Source organism: Methanohalophilus euhalobius, from assembly GCF_900215215.1.
Lineage (GTDB): Archaea > Halobacteriota > Methanosarcinia > Methanosarcinales > Methanosarcinaceae > Methanohalophilus > Methanohalophilus euhalobius.
The window spans coordinates 1-14,983 of sequence record NZ_OBDR01000016.1; the positions used below are offsets into that span (position 1 = coordinate 1).

At 42.1% G+C, this 14,983-nt stretch carries 16 protein-coding genes and 2 pseudogenes; 9 read left to right on the forward strand and 9 right to left on the reverse strand.

Going from position 1 to position 14,983, the window contains the following annotated elements:
* The 3 genes and pseudogenes from CP947_RS09745 to CP947_RS09755 all read right to left on the reverse strand — a co-directional run.
* Positions 1 to 533 (reverse strand): annotated as a pseudogene (locus CP947_RS09745) (hypothetical protein); the annotation flags it as partial.
* Positions 534 to 745: 212 nt separating this feature from the next.
* Positions 746 to 928, reverse strand: coding sequence for a hypothetical protein (locus CP947_RS09750; protein ID WP_241646087.1), 183 nt, complete (start codon positions 926 to 928; stop codon positions 746 to 748).
* Positions 929 to 1,126: 198 nt separating this feature from the next.
* Entirely contained in the window at positions 1,127 to 1,315 is a 189-nt protein-coding gene (locus tag CP947_RS09755; protein WP_096713006.1) for a YgiT-type zinc finger protein, read from the reverse strand.
* Between the two features lie 121 nt (positions 1,316 to 1,436).
* Between CP947_RS09755 and CP947_RS10600 the strand changes: the two genes are divergently transcribed.
* A complete protein-coding gene (locus tag CP947_RS10600; RefSeq protein ID WP_164909092.1) occupies positions 1,437 to 1,577 on the forward strand; it encodes a hypothetical protein in 141 nt (46 codons plus the stop codon).
* A 6-nt stretch (positions 1,578 to 1,583) separates the two neighbouring features.
* Here the strand turns inward: CP947_RS10600 and CP947_RS09760 are convergent, their stop codons facing one another.
* Positions 1,584 to 2,099, reverse strand: coding sequence for a metal-dependent hydrolase (locus CP947_RS09760; protein ID WP_096713007.1), 516 nt, complete (start codon positions 2,097 to 2,099; stop codon positions 1,584 to 1,586).
* 332 nt (positions 2,100 to 2,431) lie between these two features.
* Here CP947_RS09760 and CP947_RS09765 point away from each other — a divergent pair, with 332 nt between their 5' ends.
* A complete protein-coding gene (locus CP947_RS09765) occupies positions 2,432 to 3,316 on the forward strand; it encodes a DUF1616 domain-containing protein (protein WP_096713008.1) in 885 nt (294 codons plus the stop codon).
* Complete coding sequence (locus CP947_RS09770; protein ID WP_096713009.1) at positions 3,309 to 4,145, forward strand: CPBP family intramembrane glutamic endopeptidase; 837 nt, start codon at positions 3,309 to 3,311, stop codon at positions 4,143 to 4,145. Before CP947_RS09765 ends, CP947_RS09770 begins: the two co-directional genes overlap by 8 nt.
* 103 nt (positions 4,146 to 4,248) lie before the next feature.
* On the opposite strand, the gene CP947_RS09775 is transcribed toward CP947_RS09770, so the two are convergent.
* From CP947_RS09775 to CP947_RS09785, 3 genes are all read right to left on the reverse strand, one after another.
* A complete protein-coding gene (locus tag CP947_RS09775) occupies positions 4,249 to 4,506 on the reverse strand; it encodes a hypothetical protein (protein WP_013036595.1) in 258 nt (85 codons plus the stop codon).
* Positions 4,507 to 4,674: 168 nt separating this feature from the next.
* The gene (locus CP947_RS09780; RefSeq protein ID WP_013036596.1) at positions 4,675 to 4,932 is read right to left on the reverse strand and encodes a hypothetical protein; all 258 of its coding nucleotides are present in this window, start codon (positions 4,930 to 4,932) and stop codon (positions 4,675 to 4,677) included.
* Positions 4,933 to 5,038: 106 nt separating this feature from the next.
* The gene (locus CP947_RS09785) at positions 5,039 to 6,994 is read right to left on the reverse strand and encodes a TIGR04279 domain-containing protein (RefSeq protein ID WP_165868964.1); all 1,956 of its coding nucleotides are present in this window, start codon (positions 6,992 to 6,994) and stop codon (positions 5,039 to 5,041) included.
* A gap of 262 nt (positions 6,995 to 7,256) precedes the next feature.
* Here CP947_RS09785 and CP947_RS09790 point away from each other — a divergent pair.
* Positions 7,257 to 8,186: pseudogene (locus CP947_RS09790) on the forward strand (ISNCY family transposase); the annotation flags it as partial.
* Positions 8,187 to 8,219: 33 nt separating this feature from the next.
* Here the strand turns inward: CP947_RS09790 and CP947_RS09795 are convergent.
* Positions 8,220 to 9,470: a PGF-pre-PGF domain-containing protein gene (locus CP947_RS09795; RefSeq protein WP_132130896.1), complete on the reverse strand. Its 1,251-nt coding sequence runs from the start codon at positions 9,468 to 9,470 to the stop codon at positions 8,220 to 8,222.
* A gap of 208 nt (positions 9,471 to 9,678) precedes the next feature.
* Here CP947_RS09795 and galU point away from each other — a divergent pair, with 208 nt between their 5' ends.
* The 4 genes from galU to CP947_RS09820 all read left to right on the forward strand — a co-directional run bounded on the left by galU (position 9,679) and on the right by CP947_RS09820 (position 12,970).
* Positions 9,679 to 10,539: a UTP--glucose-1-phosphate uridylyltransferase GalU gene (galU, locus tag CP947_RS09800; protein ID WP_096713012.1), complete on the forward strand. Its 861-nt coding sequence runs from the start codon at positions 9,679 to 9,681 to the stop codon at positions 10,537 to 10,539.
* Positions 10,540 to 10,995: 456 nt separating this feature from the next.
* The gene (locus tag CP947_RS09810) at positions 10,996 to 11,361 is read left to right on the forward strand and encodes a carboxymuconolactone decarboxylase family protein (protein WP_096713013.1); all 366 of its coding nucleotides are present in this window, start codon (positions 10,996 to 10,998) and stop codon (positions 11,359 to 11,361) included.
* Between the two features lie 45 nt (positions 11,362 to 11,406).
* Positions 11,407 to 11,910, forward strand: a complete 504-nt coding sequence (locus tag CP947_RS09815; RefSeq protein ID WP_096713014.1) for a type 1 glutamine amidotransferase domain-containing protein — start codon at positions 11,407 to 11,409, stop codon at positions 11,908 to 11,910.
* A 205-nt stretch (positions 11,911 to 12,115) separates the two neighbouring features.
* Positions 12,116 to 12,970, forward strand: a complete 855-nt coding sequence (locus CP947_RS09820; RefSeq protein WP_164909051.1) for a 4Fe-4S binding protein — start codon at positions 12,116 to 12,118, stop codon at positions 12,968 to 12,970.
* Between the two features lie 5 nt (positions 12,971 to 12,975).
* On the opposite strand, the gene CP947_RS09825 is transcribed toward CP947_RS09820, so the two are convergent.
* Complete coding sequence (locus CP947_RS09825) at positions 12,976 to 14,199, reverse strand: NAD(P)-dependent malic enzyme (RefSeq protein WP_096713015.1); 1,224 nt, start codon at positions 14,197 to 14,199, stop codon at positions 12,976 to 12,978.
* A gap of 169 nt (positions 14,200 to 14,368) precedes the next feature.
* Here CP947_RS09825 and CP947_RS09830 point away from each other — a divergent pair, with 169 nt between their 5' ends.
* Positions 14,369 to 14,800, forward strand: a complete 432-nt coding sequence (locus CP947_RS09830; RefSeq protein WP_096713016.1) for an FKBP-type peptidyl-prolyl cis-trans isomerase — start codon at positions 14,369 to 14,371, stop codon at positions 14,798 to 14,800.
* Positions 14,801 to 14,983: the final 183 nt, after the last annotated feature.

A 14,983-nucleotide genomic window follows, 5' to 3' on the forward strand; every position in this document is an offset into this window, starting at 1 on the left:
TCCGGCGCCTCGCCACTTCTAAGCAGCAGGAAATCGATCTCTGAGTGAGTCATTCCTTTTCTTTTGGCTTTCCTTTTTATGGATTTGACATATTTTTCTTCATCTTCAGGCTCAAGCATTCTCAAGAAATAACAGATCCAATTCAGATAGGCTCTCTTGCCAGGCAGCCATGACCTGTTCTCTACACTTTTTATCACATAATCCAGCACAAATTCAAATTCACTGAGTGTGAGGGGTCTCTTTTTGAATACTTCCGTCATAGTCGCGATAATCGATAACTCAAGGGGATGGGAGAAATAACTGATTTTATTCTCCAAGTGAAACATTATATTGAACAATCTCATTTCAACGTCATTATCGGTCAGATCCTGGTCCTGCTTATAATAGTACTGAGCGATGGTATGCTCGAGTTTGCCAATGTGGAAAGTATATTCATCCGGTCTTTCTTTCGGGTCCATACCTTCTTTGATCTCTGCAGTATCCTCATCAAGCAAATCGGCCAATGAATTGTCTTTATCTATATTTTCATTCATGTTTTGTCCCCTTAATCACAATTTTAGGCAAGTAATGGATGAAAAATTTAGTTGTAAAAAGCAATTCATATCTGGTGGTGCAATTTACATTGAACACAAAAAACGCGATTTCAGGTATATCCTGGAATATCAGAGATGCTTGTCAGCCACCCAGACCAATGTTAATTGACATTCAAGCCTTTGCCGTCAGGGAGGGGTGGTTGACATTTCCGTCAATGAGATAAACTTATCCTTTCTTCCAGACGCTTGTACATTCTGTCCATGAATTCCTCCCTATCCATCATCCTTGTGAGAATATCACTATAGGTCTCCCCTTTATGGCCATAGTTTTTCAGCCTGTCTCTTATCGCTTTTGTTGTGGGGATAGTCGTCGTCTGGCTAACGTGTGTACTCATGTGTCCTATCTCCTATGATTATTAGACGTGTCAACTAATTCTCCTGGATGAATGCTTAATTGACATTTAACCCACTTCCGTTAGGGTGTAGTTGACTGCAGCCAAATTAAGCATTATAGGTATATTTGTTCACACGTTATTTATATTACGTGAATAAAAATGGACATGATATATGTCCCTGTGCAATTATGGAGGCGCTTACCCGCTGTAGGCAATCCTGTCCAGTTTCCTGGAAACCTCCGGCTTGTAGTAAGCCTCCCCGCAGGTATCACACACATAGGCAGGTACTCTCAAAGAAACACGTTTCCCATCTGCTTTCTGGATTTCCACCTCGGTGTTTTTATAAACCAATTTGCCCTGGCAGAAATTACAACTGTCCGGTAACATATTGATTCATATCTTCTGGATAGCCCAAATAGTCTTTGTCTGGAAGGAAATTTCTGGCTAATATGCAAAGGATTGATTTTATATATTATTGTTTGCACAATAATTGTTGTGGCAATAAAAAGTGAATTCATCATCAGGCAGCCAGAACCAGCTGGTAGATATAGATGCCTGCAATCCCGGATTGATAAATCCGGGCTTGTCTTCCATATACGATAAATCCTACTATTTTATCGAATACAGTCGACAAAATATACAGACATAATCTGTATCATTTCACCCTACTGTACCATCGCACAGCACCCACCATACAGATCACAATCCCGAATACCTCCGATATAAAAACCATCGATATGGCCGGGTCATAGCAGTTGGAGAAAACGTGCATCAGGTAATCCAGAAATCCGCCTGCAATCTCATCGGCCGGGAAACTCCAACCCAGAAACGGCCAGAACAAAACTTCGGGAGTCTGCCACATCGAATCTTCCAGTAAATGCAAAACTGCTGCACCGGGCAATACCAATAAGAAATCTGCCCGCCACTTCTGCCATATCAAAACAATAATGAGGCCAACCAGTATCCAGAAACTCAGGGTATGGGCAAATATCCTGCCGCTTGCAAGGGTATCTGCCAGCAAAAACCGGCCCAGCGGCTTGTCGATCAGATCCGGCAGCAGCGCTCCTATTGCCACAAACCCATAATTCACTTTGCCCTGCAACCTGGGCAGCCATTGCTCTGCCAGATAGAAGGCAAGTAAGGTCAGTCCGATATGGCCAAACACAAACATCAATGGTGGAATTATCAATAGATGTGTTTAAGTTTATGCTTATTTTTTAAATTTAGAGCAGGAAGTATCCTGCTCCATTTCAGCGATCGCCCTTTTGCCTGGTCAGAAGTGCTGCACCTGCAATGATTGCTGCTGTCGGATTGATACTGAGGCAGCAGGACTGATTTGAAGTAAGCGGAAACCTGCTTTATTATTATTTTTTTAGGACTTTTCTTCTTCTCTCAGTGTATTGAAAATTCGTTTCCCGGCTACAATATGAATTCTATACCTGCTGACCGAATAATATTTAAGTATTGTAACAATTGATTCTGCAATCAATTTGAGGGTACATATTGGCGGATATAAAAAAAATCCCTGTTGACATACAAATTGTCGTAGGCCTGGTACTCCTGACGGCAGTATTTATTCTTATTCCACAGCTCAGTGATTCAGCCATACGTACTGTGCTGGGTCTGCCCATGGTATTGTTCCTTCCGGGTTATGCCCTGATTGCCGCCCTATTTCCCAAAAACGATGACCTGGATGGTATTGAGCGTGTGGCCTTGAGTTTTGGTCTTAGCATTGCCGTTGTGCCTCTGATTGGCCTGGGATTGAACTACACACCCTGGGGTATCCGTCTGTTGCCTATCCTGATCTCATTATCCATCTTCACAATCGGTATGTGTATCATAGCCGTGGTGCGCCGCTCCAATCTGGTCGAGGAAGAAGCATTTTACGTCCCCCTAAGGCAATCCTACGAGTCCCTGCAGGATGAATTTCATTCAGAGTCCCAATCTCGGCTGGATAAGGCACTAACACTAATTCTGGTGATTTCGATTCTGGCCTCGGTCGTGACCCTGATCTATGTGGTAGTAACTCCGAAACAGGGCGAACAATTCACCGAATTCTATATCCTGGGCCCGGGAGGAATGGCGGATGATTACCCGGTCAATTATACTCTCGGAGACAGTGGAAAGGTAATTATCGGGGTGGTAAATCATGAATATGAGGATGTCAATTATACTATTGACATACAATTGGAGAATCAATCCCTGCAAACCATACAAGAGGTAAACCTTGAGCATAATCAGACCTGGGAGCAACCTGTCACGATAACTCCGCCGTTTCAAGGCACGGACATGAAACTGCAGTTTTTGCTTTACAAAGATGGTAACTACACAGAATCCTACAGGGACCTGCATCTCTGGATCAATGTATCGGAGGATGCAAATGAGTGAATTTCATCCTTTCAAAAACATGGATCTGCCGGATCTTTCAGATGTACAGTTTAACCGGGATTCAGCTGTAATCATGGTGCCGGTACTGCTCATTATGCTGGCAGAACTGCTACTTTTTGCCGAAATGGATTATCTTTCCATCTGTATCCATGTGGCTTTACTTCTCGGCCTGCCCCTGGCATCAATCCATTTTAGCAAAAAGGAAGTCACAATGGCCTTTCAGGCCCTGATGTTGCTGCCTCTGTTGCGCCTGGTAAATATCTCGATGCCTATCTTTTTCGATACGACCCTGTACGTATTCATATTCATTTATGCCCCACTTATAATTCCTGTTTATCTGGTTGCAAAAGATCAGGATATTACGCTTTCTTTAAGGGGGTTTAGGGATGTAAACAGGATGTGGCTGGTTTATATATTTCTGGCAATTCTTGTGGCGATTCTGATTGCCCAGGGAGAATATGCAATCCTGGCGAGTAGTTACCTGATTTCGGATCTGTCATTTATCAGTTTGCTCAAGATTTCTCTGGTAATGGTGATTTTTGTGGGTTTTGTTGAGGAGTTGATTTTCAGGTTCATACTCCAGACCAGGCTTGCAGATACTTTTGGAACATGGCCGGGTCTGATTATAACCAGCTTGTTGTTTGGTGTTATGCATTCGGGCTATGGTGCCCCTTTAGAAGTACTTATGACGGCATTTGCAGGAGTGATCCTGGGTTACATGTTCCTCAGGACTAAAAGTATCTCTTTTGTTTCTTTAACCCACGGATTTGTAAATGTATTCCTTTTTGGAGTAATCCCTCATCTGGGTCCCGGGTTGGGCCTGTTCTGATAACTAACAATCAACAGTCTATGAGATAGACTGCATTTCAAACCCAGTTCAAAACAATTCAAAATAAGTAAAAATTATGTGGGAAAAAGAGATGTAAAGGAAATTACACTATTTCTGCTACCTTGAACACAACGATGGCCACAAAAGCCACCAAAAGTGGCATTATTCCCATGTTAAGAGATGTATTGAGTGTTTTATTCCATTTACTGGAAGCGGAAAGTATCTCTTTGGCTGATAATAGTAGAATAAGGCCGATTACAGCCAGTACGCCGTATTCCGGCAGTCCGATGCCTGTAGTCATTGAAATGGCACCTGCCGCGGATGAAATTGCACTGGTTGTTGAAATTACACTGGTAAGCACTATTATCCACTTCCTACCTATGTATATAGAAATATAATTATTTAAGTCTTTGCTTTACTCCAAATGAGGTTGTGATTTTTTAATATAATCAATTCATAGTGTGTAGTATTGGAATGCTATGAATAATTATGAAATAAAAAATTAAATGTAAAAAAAGAGAAAATAGTTTCACACTATTTCTGCGACTTTGAATACCACTATTGCAACAAAAGCCACCAATAGTGGCATAATTCCCATATTCAGGGAGGTATTGAGTGTCCTGTTCCATTTGCTGGAAGCGGAAAGTATCTCTTTTGCCGATAACAATAAAATAAGTCCTATTACTGCCAGTACTCCATACTCCGGCAGCCCAATACCTGTGGTCATTGATATGGCACCTGCCGCGGAAGAAATTGCACTGGTTGTTGAAATTACGCTTGTAAGCATGATTTTCCTCTGAAGTTCCTATTTTTAGGATTATAATATTACTATTAATAGGTATTGGTTTTTCCCGGAAAGAATATGCAGGTAAAAAACCTGCATATCAATTCCTTTACAGTTTTCTCCTTCTCAAAAGACCTGCTACTGCCAGCAATCCCGCAATGGCAAAGATTGCTTCAAATCCAGGTATTCCTTTATCTTCTTCCTGTGCAGTTACTGTGATCAGGTCCGTCTTCTCCACAACATCGGCTCCACCTTCGCCCTCAACTGTCAGTACAACAGTGTAGGTGCCAGGTTCTTCATAGGTGTGGGTTGGGTTCTGTTCTGTTGATGTGCTGCCGTCACCGAAGTCCCATTGCCAGGAGTCGACATTATCTGCCTCTGCTGTAAAGGTGACTTCCAATGGACTCTGTCCTTCTACAGGAGTTGCCGTGAAGTCCGCCTCCATCTCTGCTGGGCCAGTAACCGGTGCAGATTCCGTGTCAGCCACAATTGCGAAACTGGAAAAGCCCGGTGTGTCTGCAGTATAGTACACCTTATCTTCATCTTCTCCGATCATTGTGGTTGGAAGGGGTGTCCATTCTGTGGTGTATCTCAGCAATCTGATGTTTGAAGAGTCCACATCATTTTCATCCAGCCAGGTTTTGTCCACACTGAAGGAGATCGTAGCATCCTCGATCACATCTTCATAGAGTCTTGAACCTATCCAGATGTTAATATTGCTGTAGAGCAGACCTGACGGCTTTGTATCAACCAGAGTGGATGTGTCTTTCAGTACTTCGACTACTACACTGGTATAGCCTGCATTGATCAGCGGCGTGAAGATAATGTTTTCCACCGGTCCGCTGCCTTGAGCGAAACTGTAATCTGTCGGGGTATTCCTGGCTATGTATTTACCGGCTACTTCTCTTTGTTCAACGTTTTGATAGGATTCTCCACTTACAGCAGCTCCACTGACGCCTCCATCACTTCTACCTCCTCCGGCAGAGCCATTATCCTCCTCTTCTGCAGATACAGCAGGGTACTGGTTGAAGGCAAGTAGATCTCCTCCTGATCTGACCATTGTAAATAGGATATAATCGCCTTCATCAAGTCCTGCAGTATTTAAATTCAGGGTTGCAGTGGTATCAGATGAACTTACTTCTTTAATGACGACTTTGTCCTGTCCGGCGCTTGCATTGATCTTATCCTTGAAATCAGATGATGCTGGATTAGAGAAATCAATTCCTGTCAGAGATAGCCCTTCAAGAAGGGATACGTCATTTACGGATGTATTGAGGCCTTCTCTGCTTCCGTTGTATTGCATGTAGGCTTCTGCCCGGTATTCACTTTCCTCAATGTACATTGCTTCATATGTATAATCAGATAGAGGAGCATTCGGCATACTGATGGTAACTTTTTTTCCGCTTTCAGTATCTTCTACTTTTACAGTAGAATCGTAGTCTAAAACCGTGAATGCGGTGGCTGAGAGTAATCTATTGGTTGTGGCATCATCTCCCATGATCACTACTATATAGTCAGCAGGGTCAAGAGAGTCATAATTCACAGCGCAATTTCCTTTTTCATCAAGGGTTTTAGTATCTGGATCTTTATCAGAATTCATCAAATTTACAATATTATCTTTGTTTCCATCCATCAGCTTATCAATAGCCGAATACAATCCGGAAGCATTTGTCTTGATCAACGATATTTCCACAACTTTACCAGCAAAAGATTCTGAACCATCAAAAGTAAAAGACACATCATCACCAGTGACATACATCGGATGTGTTTTGTATGGATAGATGATAGTGTGGTCAGAGTAACTATCCACATTCAGATCGATGTCGACAGAAATCCCTTTTTTTGTGAATGTGGATTTATTTATTCCGTTATAAGTAAAAGAAATGGGATAGGGCAACTGGAATGGTTCTCCGCCCTGTAATTGTATCCAGTTGCCGTCTATATCAGACTCGTGGTTGGTAAAGTTAAACGTGGTGTCATCAACTGTCATATTCATAATGACATCATCGTTGGTTGCTGCTCCTGCAGATCCAAAAATAATCAATGCCGCTGATATTATAAGCAAAAATAATACAAAGATGCTATGTTTTAGTTCCCTCATATGTTCTTAATTCTCCGGTATGGTGTAATGTGTTAGGATTATAATGGCAATTTGCTTTTATTGATATTATGGTTACAAATTTTCAATTGATAAAACTTGTCCCTGAAAACTAATATTAATATGAGATTATCAAATTAGCTTTTCGCTTTAAAAGTGTAACTCATTTTCTCATTACCACTGAACGTTGCATGAGCGTAGCTCATGCATTATATTTATATATAAGAAAATATGCCAGTTCATGAAATATTATCACAATGTTTTGGACGGAATCTATACCAGAGATTCAATAGTCAGTTATCTGAACAAAGACAGCGTATCAATATGCCAGTTATTGTATTTCCTGGATATCGATGACATTGCTTCCTATGTAGAACGTAATTATTATGCCGATAAGGATTGGCACTTCAGGTATAAGATTTCTTCAATGATAAAGTTCATCGTTGTAAAATCCTACAGAAACCTCTCTTTTGAAAAAACAATATCTACCTTAACAAATGAGAAAGCCAGACTTCTGTGTTTTGAAGATGATAATGGTATTATTAATCTTCCCTCTCATGCAACACTGTTACTACTATGTAGTAACTCCCGTTAAATCTTCGATTTAACGCGATTAACCATTTTGTAAAATACAGGTTGGGGGAAGAGGGATTTAATGAAATAATGTTCAGGATTGGAAAGAAAATATCCAGAATTACAAAGATCAGGGATGTGAAAACAGATTCGACATCTCTTGAAGCATCCAGATATGATGGATATGCGGATTATAATCCGCATTACAAATGTAAGATGGATAAGGCACATATCACGATGATTGGTACACTTCCAATCTATATGACACATACAAAAGGTGCTGCAAATGATTCACCCGATGTATTGGTAAAAATGGGAGTGGACATCGATACTTATGCACTGGATGGGGGGTATGATTCGTTCAATAATCATGCTGATGTATAGTATAAATTGAAGGCAATACCTGTTTTGCGTGTATTCTTCTGATTCGAAAATACATAATGAGGGAACGATGAAACGAATAGATCACTGGGTCAATAAGATGTGGAAAATCGGCGGATCGATTCATATGAAGTATGAGAAAAAACTTCGTTTGCTCTATGAAAACGGAAGAAAAAAACAGGTTGGGATGCACCTGCGCAATAAACTTAAAAAATGGTATGCCAATATCGGACATACCTCATTGTCTGTTTTTCTTCATTTTCCAGGCCGTCATTGCTACCAGCCCAGCCACAACTCCTCCTATGAGTATCCACTCAGCATTCAGACCCTGTCTGGAATTTGCTGGTGTTTCAGAGCTGTCTTGTTGTCCGTTTTCAGCTGTGGTGTTTGTCTGATTACTATCAGTTTGATTATCAGTATTTGTTGTTTGCTTGGCTTCCCCTGCAATCGCAAAGGGAGAAAAATGAGTGACATTTGCTTGGTAAAGGGTATATTGATCATTCTTGGAGATCATATCCGTAGGCAGTCGAGTCCATTGGTCAGCATCCTCCTCATAATGCATTAAAACAACTGACTTTGGTTCAATGTTATCAATGTTATTATCCTCTATCCAGTTGTTTTCAACCTGGAAAATAACTTTTGCAGATTTGATATTTTCAGGAATCGCAAAACCGGCGTTTCCCACCCATATGTTAATGTGCTTATAAACGTTGCCATTTGGCTCTTTTTTGACCATTACTGATGTATCTTTTAAAACTTCTATTCGTACAGGTACATTCATTACAGTGATAGCGGATGTAAGATTGATGGACTTGATAGGGACTTCGGGGTTGGAAAAACGAAATTCCACTGGGGTATTACTGAAAACCCTTTTTGTGCTCAGTTCTTCTACATCCACATTATTATCTGAACTGTCCGGAGTGGAACCGCCTCCACCTCCTGAACTACCTGAGCCTCCGCTACTGCTGCCTGGAGACCTCAATGTAATAGTTTTTGTCTCACCTGCCACAGTTACTTTGAATTGTCCTGGAGGAATACTGATTGTATTATATTCTCCCTTAAATACACCATTTTCTACGTCTATATTCTGAGAAGCTGTAATTGTAAGATCCACAGAACTTGTTCCGGTTGCAGCCGGACCGTCAATTTGTATATCATAGGTTCCAGAAGGCACATTTGACTGGGATACTCTTGCCACACCCGAGGAGGATACATATTCTGCACTTTTTGTGATCCAGAATAGGATTTTGACCCGCACATTCAGATCCTCGACTCCCTCTGCCTTTACCATAAATGTATTGGATCCCTTTGGAATTTCTACATCATTGATGCGGTATTTATATTCTCCGCCTTTTACTGGCACGGTCTTGGTAAATTCCACATTGGCTTTAACCGAGTCGGCAGAAGATGTGCCGCTTATTGTAATTGTATCTCCAACTGTCGGATTTGCAGGGGACACTTCAAAAGCAGTGGCTGTAGAAATTCCCAATAGCAGGGCGATAAACAGTAATAATATATATTTATTCAATCGTTTCAATGATGACACCTTTTATTGATATACTATACTCTCTTTTTCTACTAACAGTTAATATTTGTGATGTACAAAAAACTATCGAATATTTGTCATTCACAGACCAAAACCTAATATCAATTGGACACATCAGACTTAACAGAAAATGTTACCAGAGGATACTGAAATGGATGTAAAAAAGGCCGTGATACCGGTGGCGGGGCTGGGGACCCGTTTCCTGCCGGTTACAAAATCAATGCCCAAGGAAATGTTGCCGATAATTGACACTCCCGTGATCCATTATGTGGTGCAGGAAGCCATTGAATCCGGAATCGATGACATCATATTTGTAACCGGGCGTAACAAGCGGGCAATCGAGGATTATTTTGACGGCTGTCCTGAACTGGAGATGCATCTGCAGGCCCGGGGCAAGTATGATATGCTGGAAATGGTTCAGGAGATCTCTTCCATGGTGGATATCCACTACATCCGCCAGAAGGAGCCCAATGGACTGGGGGATGCCATAATGACCGCTCGCAAGCATGTCAGCGGGGATCCTTTCGCAGTGCTGCTGGGGGATGATATCATTGTCAATGAAAAACCCTGCACACGTCAGTTGATCGATGTCTTCCGCAAATACGGTCGCTCCACGATCGCGGTGGAGGAAGTGCCGCAGGACAAGGTCAGCAGTTACGGGATAATAAGCTGCAGTCCTGTGGATGACCACCTGTATGCCCTGGATGATATCGTGGAAAAACCTTCTGTGGAGGAGGCTCCCTCCAATATCGGTGCCATCGGGCGTTACGTCTTCACTCCGGAGATCTTCGATTGCATAGAGCAGACCTCCAAAGGTGTGGATGGCGAGCTCCAGCTGACCGACGGGATCCGGTTGCTCAATGATTCACAGAAGGTTTATGCGCACCAGTTCACCGGCCAGCGTTATGATTCCGGCAATAAGGTGGAGTATGTGAAGGCTGTACTGGATTTTGCCCTGAAGGATGAAGTGATGAGGGACGAGATTCTGGGACATTTGGAGAAGCTGGGCTGAAGCGGTTATTGATTTTATGGAATGTATTCCCTGCAGCAAATCAAGACATTTTTGCTAAAAACCTCTTTTTCTCATTCCCTTTTTTGAAATCAAAAGATCGGTTTCGGCAAGAAGTAGCAATCCAATGCAGACAATTGGATAATTAGGGGATACTGCCCACCAAATCCATCAGTTGCGGTGTGCCTGGACAATATTCCCGCATAAGCCCACACAATAACAAGGCCATAGGCAACATCCCTGTTTTTCAGTAAAGCTATCGGGAGGTGTTGTTAAGTTCAGGTGCTCAAAATTAGCTAAGTACTGTAATTAACTTTTAGATTTTTGCTAACCCAAATGAAGTCACAAAAAAATATAATATTAATTATGGCGTAAACTGCTTCTGTGGAGAATTACACTTCACCAAATGTATTTATATAGCATGCAACCAGAAACGCATGTACTAAATTGGGGTATAACATGTCAGAACATGATGAACTTGAACATGAAGAATTACTGGACAGTATGAGCAACAAACTGGGTTTCACTCCTCAAATCCTGAAAACATTGGGTGAGATCGATCCGCATTTCCTGAAAAAATACAATCATTGCAATCAGAAACTCCTATCCGATGGTGCGCTGCCTGCAAAGATGAAAATTCTTATGGCACTTGCAGTGGTGGCATCCAAGCAATGTGAACGATGCACGGTTGTACAGATGCAGAGTGCCTTGAAAAACGGGGCCACTGCTGAAGAGATTATGGAGACCATGGAAGTCATATCCATAACCTCGGGTGCACCCGCTGTAGCTGCCTGCAGGGATGCTTTGAAACTTCTCAAGGAATAATCCCGAATTATTCCGGTTTTTCAATTTTTACGGGGGTACATTTGAATGAAAGTTTTGGTTTTTGGGGCTGATGGTTTTGAAGATCTCGAGTTGTTTTATCCTTTGCACAGGTTGAAAGAGGAATGTATCGATGCGAGGGTGGTATCTGTTTCCCGTGGGACTATTGAGGGTAAACATGGCTATCATGTTGAAGCGGACCTGTCTTTTGATGAGGTCGATCCCAATGAATACGATGCACTGGTAATTTCCGGTGGCAAGGGGCCTGAGATCATGCGGCTGAATGAATATGCGCTGGATATAGTGAAGCATTTCATGAATGAAGAAAAACCTGTGGCTGCTATCTGTCACGGCCCTCAGCTTCTGATCTCCGCCCGGGTGCTGGATGGTCGCAAGGCCACCTGTTGGCCCGGTATCAGGGATGACCTGATCGTAGCAGGTGCAGATTACAGGGATAGTGAAGTAGTAGTTGATGGCAATCTTATAACTTCACGTCATCCGGGTGACCTTTTCGCCTTTGGACGTGAGTTGCTTGGTTTGATTAAAGGATGAAATATGGTTTCCGGGATTTCCCGGATCCTGTTTTTTGCTATAATTCGTCTAATTTTCAGTTTGATTTATTGAATTCGAAATGTTGTAGGTTTGTAAATCTGTCTGAAAATAATTAACTATATATTAAAATAATATCTTTTTTTAAATTCTGTCGGTTATATTTATATATACTTTTCTTCATAACCCCGGCTAATAAGTGATCATTATGAGTAATGAGAAAAACAACCTTAAATCGTTGAAGAATAATGGTTTTCTGCCCCAGAAACAGGACCACAAATTTTCAATGCGTACACATCTTGTTGGCGGGTATGTAGAGGCAAACCAGTTGCGTGCCCTTGCCGATGCTGCAGAAAAATATGGGGCAGGGCATATCCATATTACCTCGCGGCAGGGTGCGGAGATTCCTTTTGTGGATTTGGATGATGTTGCAAATATAAGTGAAGAGATGAAATATTCAGGTCTCTTTGGCGGGGCAAGTGGCCAGAAGGTACGGGGTGTAGTGTCATGTCAGGGTAACACCGTCTGCAACCACGGTCTCATTAACTGTCCTGAACTGGCTGCAAGAATCGATGAGATATATTTTGGAACCTACGTTCCCAAAAAATTCAAGATTGCAATAACCGGCTGTCCTGCATCCTGCATGAAACCTCAGGAAAATGATTTCGGTATTATGGGGGTGGTACGACCTGAATGGGTGGAAAACAATTGTGTGGCCTGTGGCCTCTGTGAAAAGGTTTGCAAGGCCGGTGCCATAACCATTGATAACGGCCAGGTAGACATCGACAGTAACAGTTGCATATATTGTGGTGAATGCATCACTTCCTGCAAAAAAGATGCAATCCTGGGAGTAGAATCCGGTTACACTATATTTGTAGGAGGCAAGGTTGGACGCTTCCCTCGCGCCTGTGACAAACTCATAGAATTAACCGATGAACAAAGCCTGTTCTCTATTCTCGAAAAGACGCTTGCCTATTACAGGAAATACGGACAGGATGGAGAACGTTTTGGTGACCTGCTTGACAGGCGGGGATTTGCTGAATACAGGGATGCGGTCCTTTAATTCCATTATTTTTTACGGGCGACACCACTCTTTATAGCCGCATCTGCAACAGCCTTTGCCACAGCAGGGACAACTCTCCTGTCAAGAGGATTGGGTATTATGTAATCTTCTTCAATGCCGTCCTCTTCTACAATTGCAGCAAGGGCATTAGCGGCTGCAAGTTCCATCTCCAGATTGATCTGGATGGCCCTGGTGTCCAGTGCACCTTTAAAGATCCCCGGAAATCCCAAACAATTGTTGATCTGGTTGGGACAATCAGATCTTCCGGTTGCCACTATACGAGCGCCTGCTTCAAAGGCTTTAAGGGGCATGATTTCAGGTATGGGATTTGCCATAGCAAAGATAATGGCGTCATTGTTCATGGAAGCAACCATATCTTCTGTAAGGATTTCGGGAACAGAAACGCCTATAAATACGTCAGATCCAGCTACGGCGTCAGTAAGACTTCCCTTTTTTTCTTCAGGATTTGAAAATTCAGCGATTTTCACTTTTTCAGGATTCATCCCCTCTGTACGTTTTTTGCGAATAATTCCATGTCTGTCACATACAAGCAGGTTTTCAGATCTCACTCCTGTATGAAGGAGTTTTCTGGCAATGGCCATGCCGGCAGCACCGGCCCCAGATATAACGAGTTTAATCTCGTTGATTTTTTTGCCGGTAAGTTTAAGTGCATTCAGCAGGCCTGCGATTGTAACAATTGCGGTTCCATGTTGATCGTCATGTATTACGGGTATTGGCAATTCCTTTTTGAGCCGCCTTTCAATTTCAAAGCAGCGGGGTGCACTTATGTCTTCGAGATTGATCCCTCCGAAAACCGGGGCGATATTTTTGACAGTTTTAATAATTTCTTCGGTGTCCTGGGTATCAAGACATATCGGGAATGCATTAATTCCTGCAAGTTCCTTGAATATGATAGCTTTACCTTCCATCACAGGTAAACCTGCAGATGCACCGATGTTTCCCAGCCCCAGAATAGCTGAGCCGTCTGTTATGATTGCGACGGTGTTCTCTTTCAGTGTATATTTATATACATCATCATTGTTTTCAGCGATTCGTTTGCAGGGCTCGGCAACACCGGGAGTATAGGCAATGCTTAAGTCCCGGGTATTGTCCAGACGGACTTTACTTGCCACTTCAAGGACACCATGATGTTTTTCGTGTAATTGGAGGGACTCCTCTCCCAGTGAGTCATCGGCTTGTATGCACGATTTTACTGTCAATTTTTTCAACTTTTACTCTCCTTTATACTGCTTAATTCCCGGATTTATAATTATGAAAGTTATCTACTTATAATCTCGCTAATGTGAATTTCACCCAAAACACCTAAGTAAGGTAGACAACCTCGGTTGGCTATGAGATGAGTGAGAACTCGTTTTTATACAACACTGAGTTGATATATTGTCAATAAAAGATGGCGACACAATAAAGATCGATTATACAGGCACTCTGGATGATGGCACAGTTTTCGACAGTTCCGAAAATCATGAGGAGCCTCTTGAATTTACTGTAGGGGCAGGTCAGGTTATTCAGGGATTTGACGATGCTGTCAGAGATATGGAAGAAGGTGAAGAAAAAGAGTTCAGACTTGAGCCTTCTGAAGCCTATGGTGAATACAAAGATGGTCTTTCCCAACCAGTACCTAAAGACAACATTCAGTCAGATATTGACGTTGAAGTTGGAATGATGTTGCTGGTAAAAACACCAGATGGCCAGGAACTTCCTGCAAAGATTGTCGAAGTGGGTGATGAGGAAGTCATACTCGATATGAATCATCCCCTCGCCGGTAAGGCATTGAATTTCAATATACAGGTCAAAGAGATATCAGCCTGATATCTCTTTTTATCTAATTTCCTAATTCCTTTCCTGAAATTACTGCTGACTGATTAACGTTTTTTATCGATATTTTCTACCTAGGGAAGGCTCTGGAAATGTATCGCTTAGGTAGCAAAATATTATGTGAATCAAATATAGGTATAATTTTCTGGAAAAATATGAAAAAAGGAGAAGAGGGGA

Excerpts from the sequence above, each read along its gene's own strand:
- galU (WP_096713012.1), top strand. The coding sequence starts at position 9,679 with ATGGATGTAAAAAAGGCCGTGATACCGGTGGCGGGGCTGGGGACCCGT.
- CP947_RS09820 (WP_164909051.1), top strand. The coding sequence starts at position 12,116 with ATGAGTAATGAGAAAAACAACCTTAAATCGTTGAAGAATAATGGTTTT.
- CP947_RS09810 (WP_096713013.1), top strand. The coding sequence starts at position 10,996 with ATGTCAGAACATGATGAACTTGAACATGAAGAATTACTGGACAGTATG.
- CP947_RS09750 (WP_241646087.1), bottom strand. The coding sequence starts at position 928 with ATGAGTACACACGTTAGCCAGACGACGACTATCCCCACAACAAAAGCG.
- CP947_RS09770 (WP_096713009.1), top strand. The coding sequence starts at position 3,309 with ATGAGTGAATTTCATCCTTTCAAAAACATGGATCTGCCGGATCTTTCA.
- CP947_RS09760 (WP_096713007.1), bottom strand. The coding sequence starts at position 2,099 with ATGTTTGTGTTTGGCCATATCGGACTGACCTTACTTGCCTTCTATCTG.
- CP947_RS09815 (WP_096713014.1), top strand. The coding sequence starts at position 11,407 with ATGAAAGTTTTGGTTTTTGGGGCTGATGGTTTTGAAGATCTCGAGTTG.
- CP947_RS09780 (WP_013036596.1), bottom strand. The coding sequence starts at position 4,932 with ATGCTTACAAGCGTAATTTCAACAACCAGTGCAATTTCTTCCGCGGCA.
- CP947_RS09755 (WP_096713006.1), bottom strand. The coding sequence starts at position 1,315 with ATGTTACCGGACAGTTGTAATTTCTGCCAGGGCAAATTGGTTTATAAA.